The sequence below is a fragment of the Myxococcus sp. AB025B genome (genome assembly GCF_006518215.1).
In the GTDB taxonomy this organism is placed as follows: domain Bacteria; phylum Myxococcota; class Myxococcia; order Myxococcales; family Myxococcaceae; genus Myxococcus; species Myxococcus fulvus.
The window spans coordinates 1-21,143 of record NZ_SRLW01000173.1 but is presented as its reverse complement, the minus strand read 5'-3'; the positions used below and the strand labels follow the sequence as shown (position 1 = coordinate 21,143).

Sequence of the window (21,143 nt, the reverse complement as noted above, 5' to 3'; positions counted from 1 at the left end):
CCCTTTCCCTCGTGGGCGGCCTGCGCCTGCGTCACGGAGGGACGGCGGAGCGTGCCACCGCGTCGTCGGCTCCATACCCTGGGAGGAGAAGCGGGCGGGCGCCTTCGGAGCAGGACGTCCAGGCGTCCGAGCGCGGGGTTCCCCGGTGAGGGGCCGGACCGGGGAGTTAGATGGGGGCTGACCGTTGGAGCCGCGCTGATTAAGCGATGGGGTCTGACGGAGGGAGGGAAGGGAGGAATGGCCTTGGAAGGCACCGAGCAACTCACCCCCCATGCTCCTGCCCGGGTGGAGCCACGGACGACGAGCATCCTCCTGGTGGATGACCACGCATCGAACCTGCTGGCGCTGGAAGCCATCCTGGAGCCCATGGGCCAGAAGCTGGTGAAGGCGGCCTCGGGGCCGGAGGCGCTGCGGTGGCTCTTGCGCGAGGACTTCGCGCTCATCCTCCTGGACGTGCAGATGCCGGGGATGGACGGCTTCGAGACGGCGCGCATCATCCGGCAGCGTGAGCGCTCGCGGTACACGCCCATCATCTTCCTCACCGCGCACGGGCGCGATGAGGCGAACCTGGTGAGCGGCTATGCGTCCGGCGCGGCCGACTACGTGGTGAAGCCGTTCCACCCGGAGGTGCTGCGCTGGAAGGCGGAGGCGTTCGTCGCGTTGTATGTCCAGCAGCGGGCCCTGCAGCGACAGGAGGCGGCGCTGTGGGAGCGCGAGCGGCGGATGCTCGAGCGACAGGGCGAGCTGCGCTTCCGCCGGCTGGTGGACTCGATGCCGCAGTTCGTCTGGGCGCTGCTCGCGGACGGCACCATCAGCTACGCGAACCGGGGCTGGCTGGACTACGCGGGGCTGACGGCGGAGCAGGGACGCCAGCGCGAGGAGAACCTGCGCTGCTTCCATCCCGATGACCTGGGGAAGGTCCAGGCGACGTGGGAGGTGCTGCGCCGCTCGGGGATGCCGGAGGAGCAGGAGTACCGGCTTCGGCGCGCGACGGATGGCGAGTTCCGCTGGTTCTTGTGCCGCACGCTGCCGGAGCGCGATGGCGCGGGGCGGCTCGTCGGGTGGATATCGACGGCGACGGACATCGACGACGCGCGACGCGCGGTGGAGACGCTGCGCGCGACGAACGAGGCGAAGGACATGTTCCTCACCATGGCGGCGCACGAGCTGCGCACGCCCCTGCAGGCGGCGCGCAGCTACGCGGACCTGGCGAGGAAGAAGGCGGGGGAGGAGCAGACCCCGAACGTGGCGCGGGCCCTGGAGGGCATCCAGCGCAGCGTGGGTCGCATGGCGCGGCTGGTGGAGAACCTGCTCGACATGGGGCGGCTGCAGCGCGGGGAGCTGTTGTTGGAGGAGGGGGACGTGGACGTGCGCGCGCTCCTCCTCGAGGTGGCGGAGCACTTCGAGCCGCTGCCGGAGGGGCGGGACATCCACGTGGAGGCGCCCGAGGGGCTGGTGCTGCGCGCCGATGGCGAGCGGCTGGACCAGGTGCTCACCAACCTGGTGTCCAATGCGCTGCGCTACTCGCCGGACGGAGGGGACATCCGCCTGCGGGCGCGCGAGGAGGGCCGGTGGGTGCACGTGGAGGTGCTGGACCACGGGCTGGGCATTCCGGCGGACCGGCTGGAGAACATCTTCGAGCGCTTCGGGCGCGCGCACGGCGTGTCGTACGGAGGTCTGGGATTGGGGCTGGCCATCGCGCGAGGCATCGTCGAGCGCCACGGCGGGCGCGTCTGGGCGGAGTCCTCGGGGCGGCCCGGCGGCGGCAGCACGTTCCATGTCGTGTTGCCCCGGCCCGTGAGCTGAAGCGCCCGGGCCGGGCGTGACGCGGGCGATGCGTGAGACACGTGTCGCATCGGCGTGGGATGTCGGAGTCGGTTGGTATGTGAAACCCATCAGGTGATTTCGGCGCCCAGGCCGGAGGGCTGAGATGGGTCGTGGTCGGGTTGTATCTTTGTGTCTGTTTTTGTGTCTCGTGGCGGGCTGCTCGACGACGCGCAGCGTCCGTCTGGAGCTGGGCCCGGGAGCGTCCGTCCATCACCTCCCCCGCGAGGAGGACTCCGGCCCGGTGGCGCTGGGGGAGGACTCGTTCCAGGAGGCGATGACGAAGCTCGCCCGGGACGTGCGGCCCTTCGCGCATCCGCTGCGGGAGGCGCGGCTGCGCTTCGGTGTTCCGGAGCGGGGCGGCGTGTATCTGTATGAAGGGCGCAGGCTCCACGCGGTGCGAGAAGGCACGGATGAGACGTCACCCCACCTGCTGGAGTCGTATGCGGACGAGACGCTGACGCGCGGGTACGGCCGCTGGTGTGCCAGCGAGCTGCGCGCGGGGGACTGTCTGCGGTTGCTCGAGGAGGGGCCGCTGCTCGGCAGTGATGGCAAGTACGCGCTGGCGCTGGCCATCGCGATGGAGGACGTCTGGGAGGAGACGGCGGAGTCCCTGCGCGGGGTGGGGGATCCGGTGGCGCTCCGCGCGACGCTGACGTCCTCGGTGGCGATGTACCTGATGCTGTGGTCGCTGCCCGAGCCGGTGTCGAGGGGACTGGCGGCACTGCTCACCGCGACGGCGATGGCCTACCTGGGCGTGGACACGCTGTGGCGCGTGCTGGATGCGTGGGTGGTGCTGGTGCGGCGCGTGGACCTGGCGCGCTCGTTCGAGGAGCTGGAGGCCGCGGGTGAGGCCTACGGCGAGGTGCTGGGCGACGACGCGGCGCGGGTCTTCGTGATGCTGGCGACGGCGGCGGTGGGGCGCTCTGGAGGGCTCGCGACGAAGGGGCCGGGGCTGCCCGGCGCGGCGCGAGCGGCGGTGTTCCTGAAGGCCCAGGCGGGCTTCTCGTATCCCGCGCTGAAGCGCGTGGAGTCGGTGGCGCTGACGGCGGAGGGCTTCACCGTGGGCCTGTCGGGCGGAGACTGAGGTGCCGTGCGCTCAGCCGTGCTTCGCGAGCGCGGGAGCCTGGGTGTCTTCGGGGTTGGTGTGGATGATGGCGCCCGGAGGCGGCACGGGCGCGGACGGCGCGGGGGGGACCAGGGCGGTGTGCGGCATGGGCCACGCGCCGGTGGCGACGGCCAGCTTGCCGGACGTCACCACGCACAGCGACACGACGAACGTGCAGATGTACGAGATGATGCCCATGTCTCCGAACACCTGGTTGATGTAGCAGATGACGGAGCCCACGATGATGAGCCCGGCGGCGCGGTGCTCGGCGACGTGCGAGCGATGGTACGCGCGCACGGCCAGGAAGATGGTCACCACCAGGTACATCCACACGCCCGTGTAGCCGACCATCCCTCCGAAGGCGAACAAGCCGAGCAGCGAGTTGTGCGGGTGGTAGCGGTACTGGGGGAAGACGAAGGCGATGTTGGGCAGCGGGATGGGCTCGAGGAACTCGTGGCCATAGCCGGTGCCGAGCAGCGGGAACTGGGTCCACGTCGCGATGACGTCCAGGTTCTCGATGTCACGATAGTCCAGGTTGCCCTCGCCGCCCTCGCCGTCGATGAGGGAGCGCACCTTGTGCACGGGCGCGAAGGCGCCGCCGCGCGCGTTCCAGCCCACCGCGAAGTAGACGAGCATCAGCGGCGCCAGTAGCACGAGCCCCCGGGTGAAGGTGCGCTTGATGGCGGGCCAGGGCGTGATGAGGTAGCCGGCCAGCAGGCACCCCACGAAGCTGACGTAGGCGAGCCGGCGGTCGTTGTAGACCATGCCCATGAAGATGCAGAACATGAGCAAGAGGCCGCGCAGCGCGTGAGCCCCCTTGGGCTTCTCCAGGAAGCGCATGGTGGCGACGAGCAGACAGAAGTTGAACGTCATCGAGTCCGAGTGACACGTGGTGTACTCGACGAAGACGCCCATGGACGGCACGACGATGGCGCCGAAGTAGACGCTGATGGCGGCCTTGGTGAGCCCTGCGGCGATGACGGTGCGCGCGAAGATGGGCCAGTCCTCCGGGCCGCGCATGGCGTAGTGAAACATGGCGACGATGAACGGCATCATCGCGGCCTGGTGCCACTGCCACAGCGAGTTCTTGAAGTCCCCGCCGCGCATCACCCCGCGCACCTCCATGAAGAGGATGGCGATGAGCGACAGCGCCACCACGGCGATGAGCGGCCGGGGCATGGGCAGCGCGGGCGGGTCGATCTTCGACTTCGTCACCCGCCGGTACATCGCCAGGCCCAGCAGGCCGACGATGAGCACGTCCACCAGCGGGAAGCGCAGCGCTCCAATCTTGGTGATGTAGCTGAGCTGGGCGAAGAGCAGCTCCCCCAGGGGGTGCAGGGGGGACGGCCAGAACCCGGACTGGGGACGCTCCGGGACGTAGTCCACCGCGAGCACCAGGTAGGTGACGATCATCACCGGGTAGCGGATGGGGACCTTGACCACCAGCCACAGCACGGCCACGAGCAGCACTGGGGCCAAAGCGACCACAGGGTGCAGGAGGGCCCCTCCCACGGTGGCGAGCACCAGGAAGCCAAGCAGCGCCACGAAGCGCAGGTAGGAGGGCCGGTCCGGGGCGTACGTCACGACGGAGGGGAGGCTACATCTGGCGGGCCGGTTGGGATAGATGAAGCCTCACGTATGCCTGCTCCCAGACCACGCGTCCTCCTGATTGCCGAGCTGTGCAACCCCGACTGGGTGAGTGTCCCGCTGGAAGGCTGGTCGCTCTACCGCGCGCTGACCGAGGTCGCCGACGTGCACCTGGTCACGCAGGTGCGCAACCGGGAGAACATCCTGAAGCAGGGGGTGCAGGAGGGCTCGCAGTTCACGGCGTTGGACTCGACGCCGGTGGAGAAGCCGCTCGACAAGGTGGGCGAGCTGTTGCGGGGCAAGGCGGGCGTGGGCTGGACGACGGCGACGGCGTTGAGCGTGCTGCCGTACTACTACTTCGAGGAGGTGCTGTGGCAGCGCTTCGGCGCGCGCATCAAGGCCCGGGAGTTCGACCTGGTGCATCGCTACACGCCCATCAGCCCGACGACGCCGAGCACGCTGGCGCGGCGCTGCAAGGCGGCGGGGGTGCCGTTCGTGATGGGGCCGCTCAATGGCGGGTTGCCGTGGCCCAAGGGGTTTGGTGGCGCGCGGCGGCGGGAGAAGGAGTGGCTGAGCTACGTGCGGGACGCGTACAAGCTGATGCCCTTCTACAAGTCCACGCGGGAGAACGCGTCGGCCATCATCACGGGCTCGCGGGCGACGCGGGGCCAGGTGGCGCGGGAGTGGCAGGGGAAGACGGTGTACGTGCCGGAGAACGCCATCGACACGCGGCGCTTCGGGACGGCGAAGTCGGAGGGGCCGGTGGAGCTGCCCTTGAGGGTGGCCTTCGTGGGGCGCTTCGTGCCGTATAAGGGCATGGCGATGTTGATGGAGGCGGCGGCGCCGCTCATCCGCGAGGGCAAGGTGGTGCTGGAGTACATCGGCGACGGGCAGGAGATGCCGAACCTCAAGGCGCAGGCGGCCAGGGAGGGCATCGAGTCCGGGGTGACGTTCGCCGGGTGGGTGAAGCACCAGGAGCTGCAGGGGCGGCTGGCGAAGAACCACGTGTTCGGCTTCCCGAGCGTGCGCGAGTTCGGCGGGGCGGTGGTGTGCGAGGCGATGGCGTTGGGGCTGGTGCCCATCGTCATGGACTACGGCGGTCCTGGGGAGATTGTGAGCCCGGCGACGGGGTTCGCGGTGCCCATCGGGACGCCGGAGGAGATTGTGGCGCGGGTGCGCGGGGTGCTGACGAAGCTGGTCGAGGACCCGTCGGTGATTCGACCCATGGGGGAGCGGGCGCGGGAGCGCATCTTCAAGCACTTCACGTGGAAGGCGAAGGCGGAGCAGGTGCTGGAGGTGTACCGCTGGGTGCTGGGCGAGCGTGGGCAGCCCGACTGGGGCATGCCGCTGGCGGACTGACCCGTGTCACTCAGGGCCTGGGCGTCCATGTCCAGGCCGCGGGGGTCCAGGCTGCATCGAGGTCCTCGTCGAGGAGGACAGGGTCCAGGAAGGCGCGGACTGCTTGCGTGAGCACGTCGAGCGTCTTCCACGGCAGGCCGTCCTGGGTGGCCATGGCCTGATAGGGCCGGTGCCACTCGGGGGGTGGCGAGGGCAGGAAGAACGGGAGGCCGTGCGTCCTCCGGAAGGAGAAGGTCCTCATGAGGGCCTGACGCAGGCGCCTCGATTCGAGCGGGCGGATGCTTCCCAGGAGCGCGAGGTCCGGGAGGTCCTTCACCCGGGTGTTGGGCCGCGTGCGAGGCAGCGTATAGGCGTGGAGCTTCTCCGCCAGATGCGTCTCGAGCGGATAGACGTGGAGCCTGGGCGGAGGGATGCCGGCGAAGCCGAGGGTGTCTTCCACCTCGATGAGTTCGGGTGCTCCGTGCATCGGGTCTCCGATGGCCACGTCGACACCAAAGGGTTGGCCGAAGAGGTCTCGCTCGATTCGGCACTCCGCGCGGAACCGACGTCCGTCGTAGCGCACTCCCTCGTTCTGGATGTCGGGGTGGTGGGGGTCGAGCCGGAGCTCGAAGCGCATGAAGTCTCCGAGGTCCAACTGGCCTGCCTGCTGGATGCGCGCGAGCAGGTCGCGTGGGTCCCCCGTCAGACGCAGGTCGACGTCCCGGGTCGTGCGTGCTCGCTGAAGCCTCAGCTCGAGCACCAGTCCTCCCTTGAGGGTGATGGCGTCCGCGAAGACCTGGGACGCACGCGCGAGGAAGCGGTGGAAGACGAGGAGCTGACGCCGTCGGTTGAAGTCGTCCCCGTGAGAGGCGTTCCTCCTCAACCGTTGCTCGAGAGCATTTCTGAAGGCGTCGCCGGTCAGGTAGCGGCGAACGCTCATCGTGTCCGCGGCGCCTTCGCCACGCTCGCCTTCTGGATGCGAGCGAGGTCGGACTTGCGGATGAGTCCGCGCTCGAGGGCCTGCGCGATGGCTTGTTGGAGCAGGTCTGGAGCGAGCTGGGCGGCCGCGCAGTCCGTCAGGGTGCGCAGGGGCGAAGTGACGGGCACCGCGGCGGGCCAGGTGCGCTCGGCATCGTCGAGCGCGGCGTGATGGATGACGACGCCGGGAGGAACGCGAAGCCTGCGTTGCTTCCACGTCGTGGGAAGGGTCAGGTGGAGTCGAGAGGGCAGCACGTCCGAGAGCTGATGCAGGGCGAGTGCCGTCTCGTGTGAGAAGACGCCCTGCTGCTCCGACCAGAGCCACACGGTGACGAGCGCCTCGTCCTGGCCCTGGGGGTAGTGCACCAATCGGTACACCCCTCTCCGGAGCCGGACCACCTTGCCGATGTGCAGGTAGTGGATGAGGAGCTGGGGCGAATAACCTGCCTCTGCTGCCTGCTTCGTCGTGAACAGGCCCGCCTGTCCCAAGGCGAACTCGAAGAGCCGATTCCAGTCCGGCGCCTGCTCGCGCTTACCCGTCATGCACAAAACTTAAATGGGATTTTAGTTTCGTGCCAAATCGGGCCCGCCTTCGCACGAAACTCAAATGGGATTTTAGTTTCGTGCGGGGCTTCGGGCCTGGGAGCTGCTGCTCGGGCGCAGTGCCACCCGTGAGCGGATGGCGCGGTTGGCTCGCAGCAGGATGTCCGCGCGGGACGAGGGTGCGTAGTCCGGGTGCTCGAACCGGAGCGTGTACGTCCCCGCGGGGAGCAGGGGCAGCCGATAGCGCCCCGCTGGGTCCGTCCAGGTCACATGGGCCTCCGTGTGGCCCGATGCGCTGGCGCTGACCTTCACCCTCACGAGCGGCTCGCGACTGTCTCCGTCGATGACGATGCCCAGCAGCACTCCCGGCGGTGGCGCGTACTCGCGGCTCTCCGCTCGGGCCAGGACAGGCACGGTGACGATGAGCACCAACATGCACAGCAGGTAGGGCACGAAGTGCGTCAGCACGGAGGCGGCCTCGGTGTGGCTCGGGGAGAGGGGCCATTCTCCCGGTTCGGGCTGACGCGAACCGCATGCGCGGCTCCGCGCTCCATCACCGTTCCGGCATGGAGCTCCCCATCGTGGTGACGTGGGCCGCCGAGTGAGCTTCGTGGTCCTTCGAGTCGGGAGCTCGGCTCACCGACTCACGACGCGCGCCTCGGGCTCCTGGGGGTGGTGCCCTTCCGAGGCTTCGAGGACGACCTGCTCGGGAGTCCCCGGGGCCAGCTCCGCGAGGGACCGGAAGCGCCGCAAGCGGAGCTCGGGCTCCGCGGTGTCACGCCGTGCAGGGGCGCCGCTCAGCGCGTCTTCCAGGGCCGACGTCTCCCTCGTGGCTCCGGACGCCTCGTGCGACTCCATTGCCGCGGGGCGCATGGCGATGCGCTCCAGGAACTCCTGGTCCACCCGCACGCCCGTGGTCATCGCGCCCACGTCCACTGTCGGGCCGCCCGTCTCCAGGCGCAGCGTCTCGACAGGCCACGCGCTGCGCCCCGCGTCGAGCGTGACGACCGGACGGCTGGGCTTGCGAATCACCTGCGACCGAGGCGGAGCCTCCTGCTCGGCCGTGGCACAGGATGCCTCCGTGGCCTGGGTCGAAGCCGGGGCCCGTGCCTTGGCGCTCGGGCCGGCTTCCTGTGCCCCGGCGGCCGGGGCGAGCATCCACACGAGTCCACACAGCACACCGCGAAGGAAGGGCGTCACGTGCTCGACTCCCGCGCCTCGGGAGAACGAACCCCATCATCCGGGACCACGAGTGGAGAATCTCCCGCGCAGGTCCCTGGGTTCATCATGGCTCGGTCATGATTCGAGGCCCTGGACATGATGGAGATACGACCCAAGGCGTCACTTCGGGTCGATAGGGCGGGAAGCCCCACTCACCAGCCCGAGGGCGGACGGTCGAAGTCCATGGTCCTCAAGGGGGCGAAGGCCTCGAACGGGTCCACTCTGCGGTCCAGGCTCCCGGCCGCGCGGATGAGGTCACCCAGCTCGCGCACGTCCTCGCGCTCCTTCAGCTCCGGCCCCACCCCGCTCCACAACTCCAGGAGCGCGTCGTAGGTCAGCGGCCGCGTCCAATACGAGCCCCGGAGCTTCTCGGCGAAGGCGGAGGCCACGTAGGCCAGTCGGGTGGACTCGCCGGCCTGGGCGTAGCTCGGGCGCAGGGTGGCTCGGGGCAACGGGGTCGCCAGCTCCTTCGACTTGCCACCCTCCGGCGCCTTGTAGCGGATGCGCAGCGTGCCCAGCGTCCGGGCGTTCTCGCGCGGCTTCACCTCGTAGAGGGCGGTGACCGAGTGGCCCGCGCCCACCTCCCCCGCATCGACGCGGTCATCGCGGAACTGCTCGGCCGTCAGCGCGCGGTTCTCGTACCCGAGCAGCCGATAGAGGGAGACCTCCTTCGGGTCGAACTCCACCTGGAGCTTCACGTCCTTGGCCACCACCTGGAGCGTGCCGGTGAGGTTCTTCACGAAGACGCGGTGGGCTTCCTTCAGCTCGTCCACGTAGGCGTAGTTCCCCTCACCGACATGGGACAGTCGCTCCATCAGGGCGTCGTTGTAGTTGCCCATGCCGAAGCCCACGGTGGACAGGGTGATGCCCCGCGCCGCGAGCGACTTCACCCGCTCCCAGATGCCATCCGCGTCGGAGATGCCCACGTTGGCCACGCCGTCCGAGCAGAGGATGACGCGGTTGATGCCGCCCTCGCGCAGGTGTTCCACGGCGATGCGGTAGCCCAGCTCGAGTCCCGCCTGGGCGTTGGTGGAGCCCTCGGTGTGGAGCCCGTTGATGGCGTTCAGCAGTCGCGGCGTGTCGAGCGCGCTCGTGGGCGGGAGCACCTGCCGGGCCCGTGAGCCGTACACGACGAGCGACACGAGGTCGCGCTCGTCCAGCTCCGACACCAGCATGCGCAGGGACTGCTTCACCAGCTCCAGCCGGTTCTCCATGGCCATGGACCCGGACACGTCGATGACGAAGACGAGATGGCTGGGCTTGCGCTCGGCGCGGGAGACCTCGCGCGCCTTCACGCCGATGCGCAGCACCTGGTAGCCCTTGCGCACGGGGGAGGGGAAGCCCTGCACGTGGACGGCGAAGGGCGCCCTCTTCGCGCTCGCGTAGCCGTAATCGAAGCTGTTGACGAACTCCTCCACGCGCACGGCGCGCGCATCCGGCATGGCGCTGCGCTTCAGGTAGCTGCGCGTGAGCGTGTACGAGGCCGTGTCCGTGTCGACGGAGAACGTGGAGAAGCGCTCCTCCTCCGTGTTGACGGTGGGGTTCACCCCGTACCCCTTGAAGTACATGTCGTAGTAGCGGGAGCGGGTCATCGGCTCGTCGCGGTGGGGCTGGGTGGGCGCCTGGTGCGAGGGAGCGGGGTGGAGTCGCAGCGTCATCGACATGCCGGGCATTGCGGGGGCGACGTCGTGCTGGGGTGGAGGGCTCGCGACGGCGAGCTGCTCGTTGATGGAGACGCCGTACTGGTCGTTCTCGGGCCCAGGGGCCAGCTCCGCCAGTTCTTCGAAGCCGCGTGTCGGTCCAGGAGGCCGAGCCTTGTCGATGCGCTTGATGAACTCCTGGTCGACGTTGACGCCCGTGGTGGTGGAGCCCGGGCCGATGGTCGGCGGTGCACTGATGATGGGCACGATGAGCGCGTCATCGGCGAGCATCTCGACCTTGATGCGGAGGGTGCGGTTGAGCTCCAGTTGCACGTCCCCGCGTTCGTAGCGCTTGTAGTGCTCCCGCTCGTACCGGACGGTGTAGACGCCGGGAGGGAGCTGCGGGATGCGGTACTCGCCCTTGGCATCGGTGACGGCGGTCCGTTCACCCACGAGACTGGGCGACGTCGCGGTGATGACGACGTCGGGAAGGGGCTGACGGCTCTTCACGTCGATGACGGTGCCGATGATGTTGCTGTTCTGGGCGAGCGCCAGCGGGGCGAGCAGGAGCAGCAGCCCGCATAGCAGTCGTGAAAGGACAGCGTTCATGAGGTCCACCTCGGTGCATCGAGAGGTGGCCATCATCCAGGCGGAGCGGGCCTCGCATCGCACGCGAGGCTCCCGGCTCCATCATGGTTTCAGCACGGCCTGGGAGTCATAGGCTCGCCCGGCGAGGATGCGGGACGCTCGCCATTCTCGGAGCGAAAGCTCAGGACACACGAGGCACTCGTAGGGCGTACAAGGGGGTGGGCGCAGGCGGACTCGAGGGCCTCTCCAGGTTGCGACGAGCCCATCTCGAGTGATGCCGTAGTGCATCTTGGGGATGTTGGGAGAAAGCGGGCCGCGGTGCATGGCGAGCTCGTTCGTGGCTCCTGGAGCCACCTCACCAAGACACTCGATGGCGCGGGTTGCATTGACGCGTCCTGATGGGCGCGCGACAGCGATGCGCTTGATGAACTCCTGGCTCATGTCGACGCTCGTCGTCGTGTCGACGATGCGCGCAGCACGGGCATTCGCGGAACACGCCGGAGCGGCGAGCAGCAACAGGAGCACCCACGGCAGTCCCGTGACACGTGACTTCATGACGTCCACCTCGGAGCAGCGAGAGAGGTGGACAGCCTCCGAAACCGACGGCGCCCGAGCCTCACGCGAGGCTCCAGGCTCCATCATGGTTTCAGCACGGGCCTCGTGAGGCCCGGTCCTCCGTCAACGACTCAGCGCCGCTCGGCCTCGCGCTCGGTGCGCACCCACTCGCCGCGCTTCTCCGCGCCAGGGCCGCGCAACATCAACCCCACCTTCCACACCACGTACACAGGCGCCCAAGCCAGGTCCAGCAGCCCGCGCGGCCCCACGCCGGACACCCACCACCCGCGCAGCACGTACGCCCCCAGGCTCATCAGCCCGAAGCCCGCCACCGCCGAGGCCCACACCGCCGTCCCGCCCGACAGCCACACCAACACCGCCGCCACCACCGCGCTGCCCACCGCGGCCAGCACCAGCTGGCTCAACGGCGGCACCAGCACGTCCATCGACAAGTCCAACAACAACCCGCTGCGCTGCTTCAACGCATCGCTCAAGAGCGGCCACCCGTGCAGCTTGCGCATCTGCGCGCGCCCACCCTCCCAGCGCTGACGCTGCGAGCGGCTCTGCTTCTCCGCCGAGACCATCTCGCCCTGCACCTCCGCCTCCCAGGCGTAGTGCACGCGGTGCCCCTTGCGGCCCAGCCGGATGCCGTACTCCAGGTCCTCCACCACGCTGAACGCGTCGTGCGGCACCTCGCGCAGCACCGCGTGCGTGAAGCACATCCCGTTGCCACGCAGGCCGCAGGACACCCCCAGCGCCTCGCGCCCCAGCGAGCGCACCTTGTGGAACATGCCCAGCGCAATCGTCATCAGCCGCGTGCGCCACGACGCCGTCGGGTTCATCACCCCGTAGTGCGCCTGCACCGCGTGCGCCCCGTCCTCCAACCTGCGCCCGTACGCGTGCAGCAGGTTCGGCGACACCACCGTGTCCGCGTCCACCACCACCACCGCGTCCGCGAAGCCGTCCTTCTGGCTGAACTCGAACGCGTGCGCCAGCGCGTACCCCTTGCCGCGCTTCTGCGTGTCCTGCCGCTCCAGCACCGTCGCGCCCGCCTCGCGCGCCTTCTGCGCCGTCGCGTCCGAGCAGTTGTCCGCGATGACCAGGATGCGCCGCAGCGACGCCGGGTAGTCCACCGCGGACAGGTTCGCCACCGTCCGGGCGATTCCCAGCTCCTCGTTGTGCGACGGAATCACCACGTCGAACTTGCGCGTGGGCGCGGGCGGCACCGGCGCCGCGCGTCGCCACGACAGCACCGTCAGGAGCAGCAGATAGCCGCACGCCACCGCCACCGGCAGCAGCGCCACGCACAGCGCCAGGTCCACCCAGGTCCACACCGTCACGACTGTCTCCCCCGAGCACGCGCCCTAGCGCCGCTCCAGCTCCGCCAGCACCGGGAGCTTCAGGATTCGCTCCACCTGCCACTTCTCCAGGATGCGCCGACGGATGATGTCCAGCGCCACCGCCGCGAAGATGCCCATCGCGATGCCACCCACCACACCCGCCGCCAGGATGAGCTGCACCTTCGGCTTCGACGGCTTCTCCGGGAACGTCGGCGGCGACAGCACGCTGAAGCGGTGCTTCATCGACGCGCGCGAAATCTCCAGCTCCGTCTTCGCCTGGTCCAGCCGCCGCATCTTCTCCTGGTGCCGCATCACCAGCATCCGCACCCGGTCCGCCGCCACCGACACCTCCGGGTTGTCCGCTGTCGTCGGCCCACCGAACGCCGCCGCGCCCAACAGCGGCCCGCCCGTGGTCCCCTGCTCCAGCTCCCCCGGGTCCCCGCCGTTGCGGATGTACTCGTTGATGAGCTCGTTCAACTCCGAGCGCAGCGCCACCAGCTGCGGCGAGTCCTCCTGGAGCGCGACGATGCGCTGCTCCAGGTCCGTGATGAGCGGGTGCTGCGGCGAGTAGATGACGCGCTGCTCGGCCAGCTGGTTGCGCAGCTCCGTCAGCCGCCGCGCGCGGAACTCCTCCACGTCCGAGATGGCCCGACGCTTGGTCTGCACCATGAACCGCATCTGCGCGAGCAGGTGGTTCGTGTTGATGCCCAAGCCGCCCGCCGCCTGCGCCGCCGCGCCGCCGCGGCCCCCGTTCTTCTTGGCCTCCTCGCGCTTGCGCTTGGCCTCCACGCGCTTCACCGTGGCGTCCAGCGTCGCGATGGCCTGCTTGATGCCCTCGGCCTCGTCCACCACCTGCTTGTCCAGGATGGTGATGGCCTCCGCCACCGCGCCCATCTCCGCCTGCTGCCGCATCTCCAGGAAGTTCTTCTGCGCCGCCTCGACGATGTTGAGCGCCAGCTGCGGGTCGCTCCAGTCCACGCCGATGGTCACCGTGCCCGTGCCACCCTCCACCATCACCAGCATGGACTGCTCCAGCATGGCGCTGAGCGCGTCCGCCTTGTCCTCGTCGGACATGGGCGGCGGCGGCTTGCGCAAGAGCTTCTCCTTCAGCTTGCTCATGGGCGAGCGCTGCAGCTCCCAGTACTCCACCAGCTTCGCGTCCCGGACCACGGCCTTCAGGTTGTCGGCCTTCATCACCATCTCCCACGCCGCGCGCGTGGGCTGGTCCGCGTCCACCGGAATGGAGCGGCCCGGGTTCGCCAGCGAGGCGATGATGAAGTTGCGCTGCGTGAGCATCCGCGTCTCGACGTGGTACTTGCGCGGCATGATTTTCGTCACGCCCGCCGCCAGGCCGGACACCGCGGCCATCACCACCAACGCCAGGAACCAATGCCTGAGCACCGCGTTCTTCAAATAGAAGACCGCGTCGATGGCGAAGCCCCAGTCGATGAGGTCCGACGGTGCGTTCGTCTCCACGCGCTCGGGCGTGTACGCCGGAGCGGCGGGGGCGGCCCGGGGGCCCCGAGGCCCGAGGGCCGGCGCCGTCACGAGGTCCTCCTCACGGGCGCGTTCTTGAGCAGGTGCTTCACCCGCTTGGAGAACTCCTCCTGCGTGAAGGGCTTGCCCAGGTAGCTGTTGGCGCCCGCCTCCTCGGCGTGGGCCTTGTCCTCGGGCAAATCCCGCGCGCTCACCACCAGCACCGGCACGTCCGTCATGCCCGGGTTCTTGCGGATGTGCTCACACAAGTCGTAGCCGGAGATGTCCGGCAGCGTCAGGTCCAGGCACACCAGGTCCGGACGCTCCGCGCTCGCCAGGTGCTTGAGCGCCGCCTGCCCGTTGGGCAGCTCCACCACCTGCTTGAATCCCATGGCACGCAGGTAATCGCCCAGCATCTTCCGGAAGAAGGGCGCGTCCTCCACCAGGAGGACCGTGTGCATTTGGGGCTCCATTGCGTCGTCAGCCTTTCTTCTCAGTCGCGCTCAGTGGAAGCCGAGCCGTGGCACCCAGACGATGACGCCGTAGGTGTATGCCGCGTTGAAGAGGATCACCCACAGGATGGCCTTCTTCAGTCCTCGCGACGGATTCGGGTCCCTCGCCGCCTTCGCGGGAAGGGCAATCGTGAGGATGAGGACGGACATCAGGATGAGCTTCGCCATGGCCTTCGCTTTGGCTCAGAGGATACCAGTTTGCCGCAGCGACAGGCCCAGCACCGCCGCCCATTGGAACCGGGCCGCCGGCAACTCGGGCGAGCGGCTCCACGTCCCCCGGGTATCCGCGTCCACCGACATCCAGGTGTTGAGAATCCAGGACGCCGTCACCCCGCCGGACACCAACCTGTCACCCGTGGCCCCGCCCACCGCGAAGGCCGTCCCCGCCGTGGTGCCCACGCGGACCCGGGGCCCCAGCGCCCACGTCCCCGTCGCGGTGAGGTCCGCGCGCGGATAGACGCGCGCCGTCAGCCGGTCCGTGAAGGGGGAGACGCGCACGCCCAGCCGCCCGTCGAAGTCCGCCGTGCGCGAGGGGATGCGGTGCCCCACCGCGAGCGTGAGGTTGGGCAGCACTTCCGTGCGAGGCGCCGGGTCCGGCTCGACTCCGCCGGCCGCTGTCACGGTGTGGACAATGCTCGCGCCCACGCCGGCCTCCAGGCCCGTGCGGCGAGTCATGCGGCCCGTCCAGCTCTCCGTCAGCGTCACCACGGTGTTGTTGGCGCCGGTGGAGAAGCGCGCGTAGGTGGCGGCGGCCGAGGTGGTGATGGCGCTGAGCGGGGACAGCGCGTGGCTCAGGGACACGTCCAGGCGCGGGCCGTACTGCAGGGGTACGGCTTCACGCGCGGGGCCGTCCAGGCCGCCGCTCACGGTGAAGCCCGTGGTGCCGGACAGCTGCCAGCGCCGCCCCAGCCAGCCCGTCTCGCCGGTGAGCGACGTGGCGGAGGAGAGGAAGTGGACGGTGTCCGCCTCGGGCAGGGGCTGCAGCGGACCTCCGCCCTGCGGCGGCCGGATGGGGCCGTCCGGGTCGATGGGGTCCGGGTCCAGCGAGGGCAGCGCGTCGAGCGTGAGCAGGTTCACGCTGCCCAGCACCAGCTCCTCGCTCAGCCGGAACGACAGGCCCCGCTCGGGGCGCCAGAGCGCGGCGAAGCGGCCGATGTGCTGTATCTCGGTGCGCGCCCTGGCCGTCACCTCGCGCAGGCTGATGCGCGGCGCGTAGTCCAACTGGAGCGACGTGTTCCCCTCGCGCCGCTCCAGGCCCAGAATCGGCGTGAAGTCCGTGTCAGCGGCGAGGGTGGGCGCGTCCTCGGCGGGGTCCTCGTTGGAGCGCACGCGCGAGTCCACCCGCACCGACGCGGTGTAGGAGACGGAGGCCCCACAGACCTCCAGCCACATCGCGGTGAGCGCCGCCCCCAGCACCGCTCACTCCACCACCACCACGTCACCGGGGCGCAGGCGGAACGACGGCGCGCGCCCCTCGGCGTGGATGAGGTCCTGGTAGCGGAAGCGGATGCGCACGGGCGCCTGCCCGTCGTCCTGGCGCATGACGAAGATGCGGTCCTTGTGCGCGTACTCGGTGAAGCCGCCCGCGCCGGCCAGGGCCTGCAGCAGGCTGGCCCCCACCTCGATTTCCAGCGGACCGATGCGGTTGACCTCGCCCACCATGGTCACCTTGATGGGGCGCGGCATCTCCAGCGCCACCGTGACGACGGGGTGGTTGATGTAGTCCTTCAGCCGCGTCTGGATTTGCTGCGACAGCATGGCGGGGCTGTGGCCCGCGGCCTCCACGTCGTCCAGGAACAGCAGGCTGATGCGCCCGTCGTCGCGCACGCGCGCCTGCGTGGTGAGCGACTCCTGGTTCCACACGCGGATGTTGAGCAGATCGCCGGCGGCGATGCGGTAGCTGGCGTCCAGCGGGGGCGGCTTCTCCTGGTACTCGTCCACCCAGGTGTACTTGCCGAGCCCCGTGCAGCCGGAGGCCACGAGCACCAGCCCCGCGGTGGCGAGCACGCGCGAGGCCGGGCGGAGCAGGGAGCGGAGCGGGGAGGTCATGGGGCTCCTTCAGGGCGCGGGGGCGACGGCCACCACGGCCGGCTCCGGTTCGGGGTTGCCTCGGCGGCGCGCCAGCTTCACCACCGCGAGCACCTCGCCCGGCTTCACCGCGCCGAGCGCCAGCACCCCCACGACGTACAGCGAGGCCTCGACGATGAGCCGCGGCCAGTCGGACAGCGGCGCGAGCACCGTGCGGTCCAGCGCGACCACGGCCACGCACACCACCGCCGTCTTCGCCACGCGCACCAGGAGCCGCTGGTCCACCGCGGAGCGGCCCATGCGGCCGAGCATGATGATGGTGATGACCACCTCCATCAGCAGCAGCGAAATCGCCGTGCCCGCCGCGCCGCCGCCGTCGCCGTACTTCGCGTACAGCCAGGGCACGAGCAGCAGGTTGAGCAGCGGGTTGAGCAGCAGGCTGCCGAAGATGCTGGTGCCCGTCACCCACCACTCGCGGTTCGTCATGGTGAGCCACGCGCCGCACGTCATCGTCACGAACGCGAGCACGAACAGCGGCGACTGCAGGCGCAGCAGGTTGACCGCCAGCGAGTAGTCGCGGCCGAGCAGGCCAATCCACAAGGGCGCGCCCATCACGATGAGCATCATCATGGGCACCGTCACGGCGAGCGTCCCCTCGAGCGCGCGGCGGGCGATGATGCTGACCTCCTCCTCCGAGCGCGCGGCGGCGCGCGACATGAGCGGCAGGAGCACCCAGCCCATGACGGGGTTCAGCGCGAAGGTGACGTTGGAGATGCTCCACGCGGCGGAGTACCAGCCCACCTCCTCGTGGCTGCCGAGCATCCCCAGAATCATGATGTCCAGCCGCCCGTTGGTGGCGAGCGCCGCGGCGGTGAGGAAGTAGGGCAGGCCCGCCTTGCACACCTTCCACGTGGCGGGGAAGTCCACGCGGAACACCAGGCCCATGTGCACGCGCGCCAGGTACCAGCCGATGCCCAGCTTGATGGCCTCCGACGCCACGACGGGCACCGCGAGCCAGGGCAAGGGCAGCCCCAGCACGCCCACCGCCAGCAGGCCGCCGCCCCACACCACCTTGGTGACGACGTTGGAGATGGACAGGCCCGCGACCTTGCCCTTGGCGTGCAGCAGCGCCGCCATGGACGCGTTGCACATGACGAGCAGCTGCGCGACGCCGAACACGTACACCAGCGCGCGCATCTCCGGCGGGTCCTCGCGCCACGCCATCACGAGCGACAGCGCGCCCATCAGCACGACGGTGAGGATGAGCCGCAGCAGCATGGAGGCGCCGAAGAAGTCGCTGGCGTGCTCGGGCCGGCGCGACACCTCCTTGCGGATGTACATCTCCAGGCCCAGGTTCGTGGCGATGAAGAAGATGGCCGAGAAGCTGTCCGCCCAGTTGAAGCGCCCGAAGGCCTCCGGCGACAGGTAGTGCGTCAGCAGCGGACGGATGCCGAAGGCGATGGCGTACGTCACCAGCAGCGAGCCGCCGAGCTGCAGGCCGTTGCGCACCGCGCCCATCGCCTCGTGGGAGCGCTCATGCTCCTGGGCGTTCTGCTGAGAGGATTCGCTGTGGGTAGTCACGGTGGGGAGTCGGGCGCTCCCGGCGTCGGCCGGACGGCCCGGGTGCATAGAAGACGAGCGGGGGCGGCACGTCAATGCCACCCCCGCGGGAAGTCAGGTCGCCTGGAGGCCTAGCTGGCCCCGCGACCCGTGATGACCACCGGCACCGTCTGCAGCAGCAGGCGCAGGTCGCTCGTCAGCGTCCAGTGGTCGATGTACTGCATGTCCAGGTACATCCACTCCTCGAAGGAAATCTGGTTGCGGCCGGAGACCTGCCAGATGCACGTCAGGCCCGGGCGCACCGACAGCCGGCGGCGCTGCCACGTCTCGTACTTGGCCACCTCGCTGGGCACCGGCGGCCGCGGGCCGACGATGCTCATCTCCCCGCGCAGCACGTTGATGAACTGGGGCAGCTCGTCGATGGAGAACTTGCGGATGAAGCGGCCGATGCCCGTGATTCGCGGGTCGTTCTTCATCTTGAAGACCGGGCCCGACTGCTCGTTGAGCGCCGCCAGCTTCTCCTTGAGCTCCTCCGCGTTCACCACCATGGAGCGGAACTTGAGCATGTAGAACGGCTTGCCGTTCTGCCCGACGCGGTACTGCTTGAAGAAGATGGGCCCCTTCGACGTGAGCTTCACCATCAGCGCCACGAAGCCCAGGAGCGGCAGCAGCATCCACAGCGCCACCGCGGACACGCAGATGTCGAACAGGCGCTTCATCGCCATCTGGTGCGGCTTGGGGCTCACCGCCGCGAAGTGCAGGAAGCCGTCCGCCACGGCGCGGCTGTCGACGGGGCGCGCGCGGTCCAGGCGGAAGGTGTGCGCCGGCAGCGCGAAGGGCACGCCGAAGCGCTCGGCCAGCTTGATGGCGGCCTGCATCGCCTCGCCCTGCTTGAGCGTGTTGCCCGCGATGTAGACCTCGTCCACCGCCGTGTTGCGCAGGATGTGCTCCAGGTCATCCACCGTGCCGAGCACCTTCGAGGGCAGCTCGCCGATGGAGCCCGTGTCGTCGTGGAAGCGCACGTAGCCCAGAATCTGCCGGCGGCCGCGGCGCGTCAGGTCCTCGCCGGAGTAGCGGCCCATGGCCCCCGTGCCGACGATGAGCACCGCGTCCATGGGGCGCTCCTGCGCCGCCACCGGACGGAAGACGAACAGACGCAACAGCAGCGCCACGGGCCAGAACAAGATGAGCAGGGGCGCCAGGCCCGGGACCTTCAGCGTCTCCGGCAGGGCCAGGTTCGCCACCGCGAGCACCGTCACCACGGCGAGCGTCGTCACCGACACCAGCGCGACGTGGTCCAGCCGGCTGCGCTCGGCGAAGCGCGAGTCGTACAGACACAGGGCCGTGCCGGTGATGATCCACACCACCAGCGATGCCAGCACGACGGCGGGCAGGAGCCACCCGGGCTCCGCCCGCAGCTGGCCGTCCATCCACGCGGAGGCCGTCAGGACCACCGTCATCAGGACCAGGTCCACCGTCAGGTTCAACTTCGCCGCGAAGCCAGGCGCCAGCTTCGGCCCCGGAACCTGCTCTTCCGCCGCGACGACCCCCACGTTGCCCTGAGCGGATGCCGACCCAGGAGCACCGACCGCCGCACCAGTACTTGCGCTGCTCATCGTGTCCACCCCCCTCTACCTGCTCGACCGAGTGTTCAGTCCAGATAGAGGCTGCCGTTGAGGCTGAAAATCTTCAAGTCGGAAAGAACTGCTTTTTGCCATGCTTGTGCGGTGCGTTGCAACCCCCCGCACCGTGAGTAAGACGTGACATGGTGTGAAATCTTTGGATCATCCGACTCTCGTCGCATCTCACGGGGTCCCAGCGAACACCGGGAGTGCTCCCTTCGCTTCCCCGCTGCGAAGGAGCCCGTGCGGGATACTGCATCTACGGTGCCGGTCTGACGTGAAGGGGTACGGGCGTGGAGGGGGGGCTGGATGCATGCGAGACGTGCGCCGGGATTTCATGGGTTTATGCGCCCGCCAGGCGTTCCGCGTGGGAGTGGACGTTGAAGCGGCCGTCCCGCACGAACGTGGCCAGCGTCACGCGGGAACGCAGGGCCAGGTCCACGGCCAGGGTGGTGGCCGCGGAAACGCCCGCGACGACGGGGATTCGGGCGCGGACGGCCTTCTGGATGATTTCGAAGCTGACGCGTCCGCTCACGGCGAGGAGTGCGGGCTGACGCGTCAAATCGGCGGGGCGCGCGAGATTTGCGCGGAGTGAGCCCGCCAGGACGAGCGCGCCGACGACCTTGTCCACGGCGTTGTGGCGGCCCACGTCCTCGAAGGCGGCGAGCAGACGCCCCTCGGTGTCGAGCGCGGCGGCGGCGTGGACGCCTCCGGTGCGGGCGAAGTTGCGTTGCACGTCGCGCAGGCGCTCGGTGGCGCGGGCCACGGCGAAGGGGGAGAGCACGGGGCCTGACGGCAGGGGCGTGCAGCCGGTGAGCAGGTCCTCGACGCTGCGCCGTCCGCACACGCCACATGCCGAGGTGGTGAGCGTTCCGCGACGGGTGGCGCGCAGGGGCTCCGGGTCGAGGAAGACGCCTGGGGCGGGCGTGACTTCGAGCACGTTTCCCCAGCCTTCCTCTCCGGGTCGCCCGCAGTGGGCGAGGGTGCCCAGGTCCTCGGCACCCCGGATGAGGCCCTCGGCGAGGAGGAAGCCCACGGCGAGCTCCCGGTCGTGTCCGGGGGTGCGCATGGTGGTGACGAGTGATTCGCCATTCACGCGAAGCTCGAGCGGCTCTTCGACGGCGAGGGCGTCGTCCTCGGTGGGCTGGAAGGTGGCGCCGTTCCAGCGGCGCACGGGCTTGGAGGCGACGCCGCGCGCGTCGGCGGGAGCCAGGGGCGCGGGG

At 69.5% G+C, this 21,143-nt stretch carries 18 protein-coding genes and 1 pseudogene; 3 read left to right on the top strand and 16 right to left on the bottom strand.

Going from position 1 to position 21,143, the window contains the following annotated elements; all coding sequences use genetic code 11:
- Positions 1-237 precede the first annotated feature (237 nt).
- Together epsF and FL311_RS26170 are read left to right on the top strand one after the other, a co-directional pair.
- Entirely contained in the window at positions 238-1,806 is a 1,569-nt protein-coding gene (epsF, locus tag FL311_RS26175) for a response regulator EpsF (RefSeq protein ID WP_141329080.1), read from the top strand.
- A 124-nt stretch (positions 1,807-1,930) separates the two neighbouring features.
- A pseudogene (locus FL311_RS26170) lies at positions 1,931-2,896 on the top strand (hypothetical protein); the annotation flags it as partial.
- Positions 2,897-2,923: 27 nt separating this feature from the next.
- Here the strand turns inward: FL311_RS26170 and wzy are convergent.
- The gene (gene wzy / locus FL311_RS26165; RefSeq protein WP_228557085.1) at positions 2,924-4,516 is read right to left on the bottom strand and encodes an exopolysaccharide repeat unit polymerase; all 1,593 of its coding nucleotides are present in this window, start codon (positions 4,514-4,516) and stop codon (positions 2,924-2,926) included.
- A 54-nt stretch (positions 4,517-4,570) separates the two neighbouring features.
- Here wzy and epsH point away from each other — a divergent pair, with 54 nt between their 5' ends.
- Positions 4,571-5,878 (top strand): exopolysaccharide biosynthesis glycosyltransferase EpsH, encoded by a 1,308-nt coding sequence (gene epsH / locus FL311_RS26160; RefSeq protein ID WP_141329076.1) that lies wholly within the window; start codon positions 4,571-4,573, stop codon positions 5,876-5,878.
- Positions 5,879-5,888: 10 nt separating this feature from the next.
- On the opposite strand, the gene FL311_RS26155 is transcribed toward epsH, so the two are convergent.
- From FL311_RS26155 to FL311_RS26090, 15 genes are all read right to left on the bottom strand, one after another.
- On the bottom strand, positions 5,889-6,740 hold the full coding sequence (locus FL311_RS26155; protein WP_228557084.1) for a nucleotidyl transferase AbiEii/AbiGii toxin family protein: 852 nt from the start codon (positions 6,738-6,740) through the stop codon (positions 5,889-5,891).
- A 53-nt stretch (positions 6,741-6,793) separates the two neighbouring features.
- A complete protein-coding gene (locus FL311_RS26150) occupies positions 6,794-7,378 on the bottom strand; it encodes a type IV toxin-antitoxin system AbiEi family antitoxin domain-containing protein (RefSeq protein WP_141329072.1) in 585 nt (194 codons plus the stop codon).
- Between the two features lie 72 nt (positions 7,379-7,450).
- Entirely contained in the window at positions 7,451-7,846 is a 396-nt protein-coding gene (locus FL311_RS26145) for a carboxypeptidase-like regulatory domain-containing protein (RefSeq protein WP_141329070.1), read from the bottom strand.
- A gap of 168 nt (positions 7,847-8,014) precedes the next feature.
- Positions 8,015-8,578 carry a hypothetical protein gene (locus FL311_RS26140; RefSeq protein ID WP_141329068.1) on the bottom strand — a complete coding sequence of 188 codons (564 nt, stop codon included), beginning with the start codon at positions 8,576-8,578 and terminating at the stop codon, positions 8,015-8,017.
- Between the two features lie 173 nt (positions 8,579-8,751).
- A complete protein-coding gene (locus FL311_RS26135) occupies positions 8,752-10,848 on the bottom strand; it encodes a von Willebrand factor type A domain-containing protein (protein WP_141329066.1) in 2,097 nt (698 codons plus the stop codon).
- Between the two features lie 81 nt (positions 10,849-10,929).
- Entirely contained in the window at positions 10,930-11,382 is a 453-nt protein-coding gene (locus tag FL311_RS26130; protein ID WP_141329064.1) for a hypothetical protein, read from the bottom strand.
- Positions 11,383-11,513: 131 nt separating this feature from the next.
- A complete protein-coding gene (epsU, locus tag FL311_RS26125) occupies positions 11,514-12,722 on the bottom strand; it encodes an exopolysaccharide biosynthesis GT2 family glycosyltransferase EpsU (protein ID WP_141329062.1) in 1,209 nt (402 codons plus the stop codon).
- Between the two features lie 24 nt (positions 12,723-12,746).
- Positions 12,747-14,270: a PCP family exopolysaccharide biosynthesis protein EpsV gene (gene epsV / locus FL311_RS26120; RefSeq protein WP_141329060.1), complete on the bottom strand. Its 1,524-nt coding sequence runs from the start codon at positions 14,268-14,270 to the stop codon at positions 12,747-12,749.
- On the bottom strand, positions 14,267-14,671 hold the full coding sequence (epsW, locus tag FL311_RS26115) for an exopolysaccharide biosynthesis response regulator EpsW (protein ID WP_141329058.1): 405 nt from the start codon (positions 14,669-14,671) through the stop codon (positions 14,267-14,269). Before epsW ends, epsV begins: the two co-directional genes overlap by 4 nt.
- A 30-nt stretch (positions 14,672-14,701) precedes the next feature.
- Complete coding sequence (locus FL311_RS44220) at positions 14,702-14,878, bottom strand: hypothetical protein (protein WP_170300513.1); 177 nt, start codon at positions 14,876-14,878, stop codon at positions 14,702-14,704.
- Between the two features lie 15 nt (positions 14,879-14,893).
- Positions 14,894-16,126 (bottom strand): exopolysaccharide export protein EpsX, encoded by a 1,233-nt coding sequence (gene epsX / locus FL311_RS26110; protein WP_141329057.1) that lies wholly within the window; start codon positions 16,124-16,126, stop codon positions 14,894-14,896.
- 3 nt (positions 16,127-16,129) lie between these two features.
- Positions 16,130-16,759: an exopolysaccharide export protein EpsY gene (epsY, locus tag FL311_RS26105; RefSeq protein ID WP_141329055.1), complete on the bottom strand. Its 630-nt coding sequence runs from the start codon at positions 16,757-16,759 to the stop codon at positions 16,130-16,132.
- A gap of 9 nt (positions 16,760-16,768) precedes the next feature.
- Positions 16,769-18,319 (bottom strand): exopolysaccharide biosynthesis flippase, encoded by a 1,551-nt coding sequence (wzx, locus tag FL311_RS26100; RefSeq protein ID WP_228557083.1) that lies wholly within the window; start codon positions 18,317-18,319, stop codon positions 16,769-16,771.
- Positions 18,320-18,429: 110 nt separating this feature from the next.
- The gene (gene epsZ, locus FL311_RS26095) at positions 18,430-19,923 is read right to left on the bottom strand and encodes an exopolysaccharide biosynthesis polyisoprenyl-phosphate hexose-1-phosphate transferase EpsZ (protein WP_141329052.1); all 1,494 of its coding nucleotides are present in this window, start codon (positions 19,921-19,923) and stop codon (positions 18,430-18,432) included.
- 340 nt (positions 19,924-20,263) lie between these two features.
- Positions 20,264-21,143, bottom strand: an 880-nt coding sequence (locus tag FL311_RS26090; protein ID WP_228557082.1) for a formate dehydrogenase accessory sulfurtransferase FdhD, incomplete at its 5' end; no start/stop codon positions are given.

Bases quoted from the DNA above. Each gene is read 5' to 3' on its own strand.
- epsY (WP_141329055.1), bottom strand. From the start codon at position 16,759: ATGACCTCCCCGCTCCGCTCCCTGCTCCGCCCGGCCTCGCGCGTGCTC.
- FL311_RS26135 (WP_141329066.1), bottom strand. From the start codon at position 10,848: ATGAACGCTGTCCTTTCACGACTGCTATGCGGGCTGCTGCTCCTGCTC.
- epsF (WP_141329080.1), top strand. From the start codon at position 238: ATGGCCTTGGAAGGCACCGAGCAACTCACCCCCCATGCTCCTGCCCGG.
- FL311_RS44220 (WP_170300513.1), bottom strand. From the start codon at position 14,878: ATGGCGAAGCTCATCCTGATGTCCGTCCTCATCCTCACGATTGCCCTT.
- epsW (WP_141329058.1), bottom strand. From the start codon at position 14,671: ATGGAGCCCCAAATGCACACGGTCCTCCTGGTGGAGGACGCGCCCTTC.
- epsH (WP_141329076.1), top strand. From the start codon at position 4,571: ATGCCTGCTCCCAGACCACGCGTCCTCCTGATTGCCGAGCTGTGCAAC.
- FL311_RS26150 (WP_141329072.1), bottom strand. From the start codon at position 7,378: ATGACGGGTAAGCGCGAGCAGGCGCCGGACTGGAATCGGCTCTTCGAG.
- FL311_RS26130 (WP_141329064.1), bottom strand. From the start codon at position 11,382: ATGAAGTCACGTGTCACGGGACTGCCGTGGGTGCTCCTGTTGCTGCTC.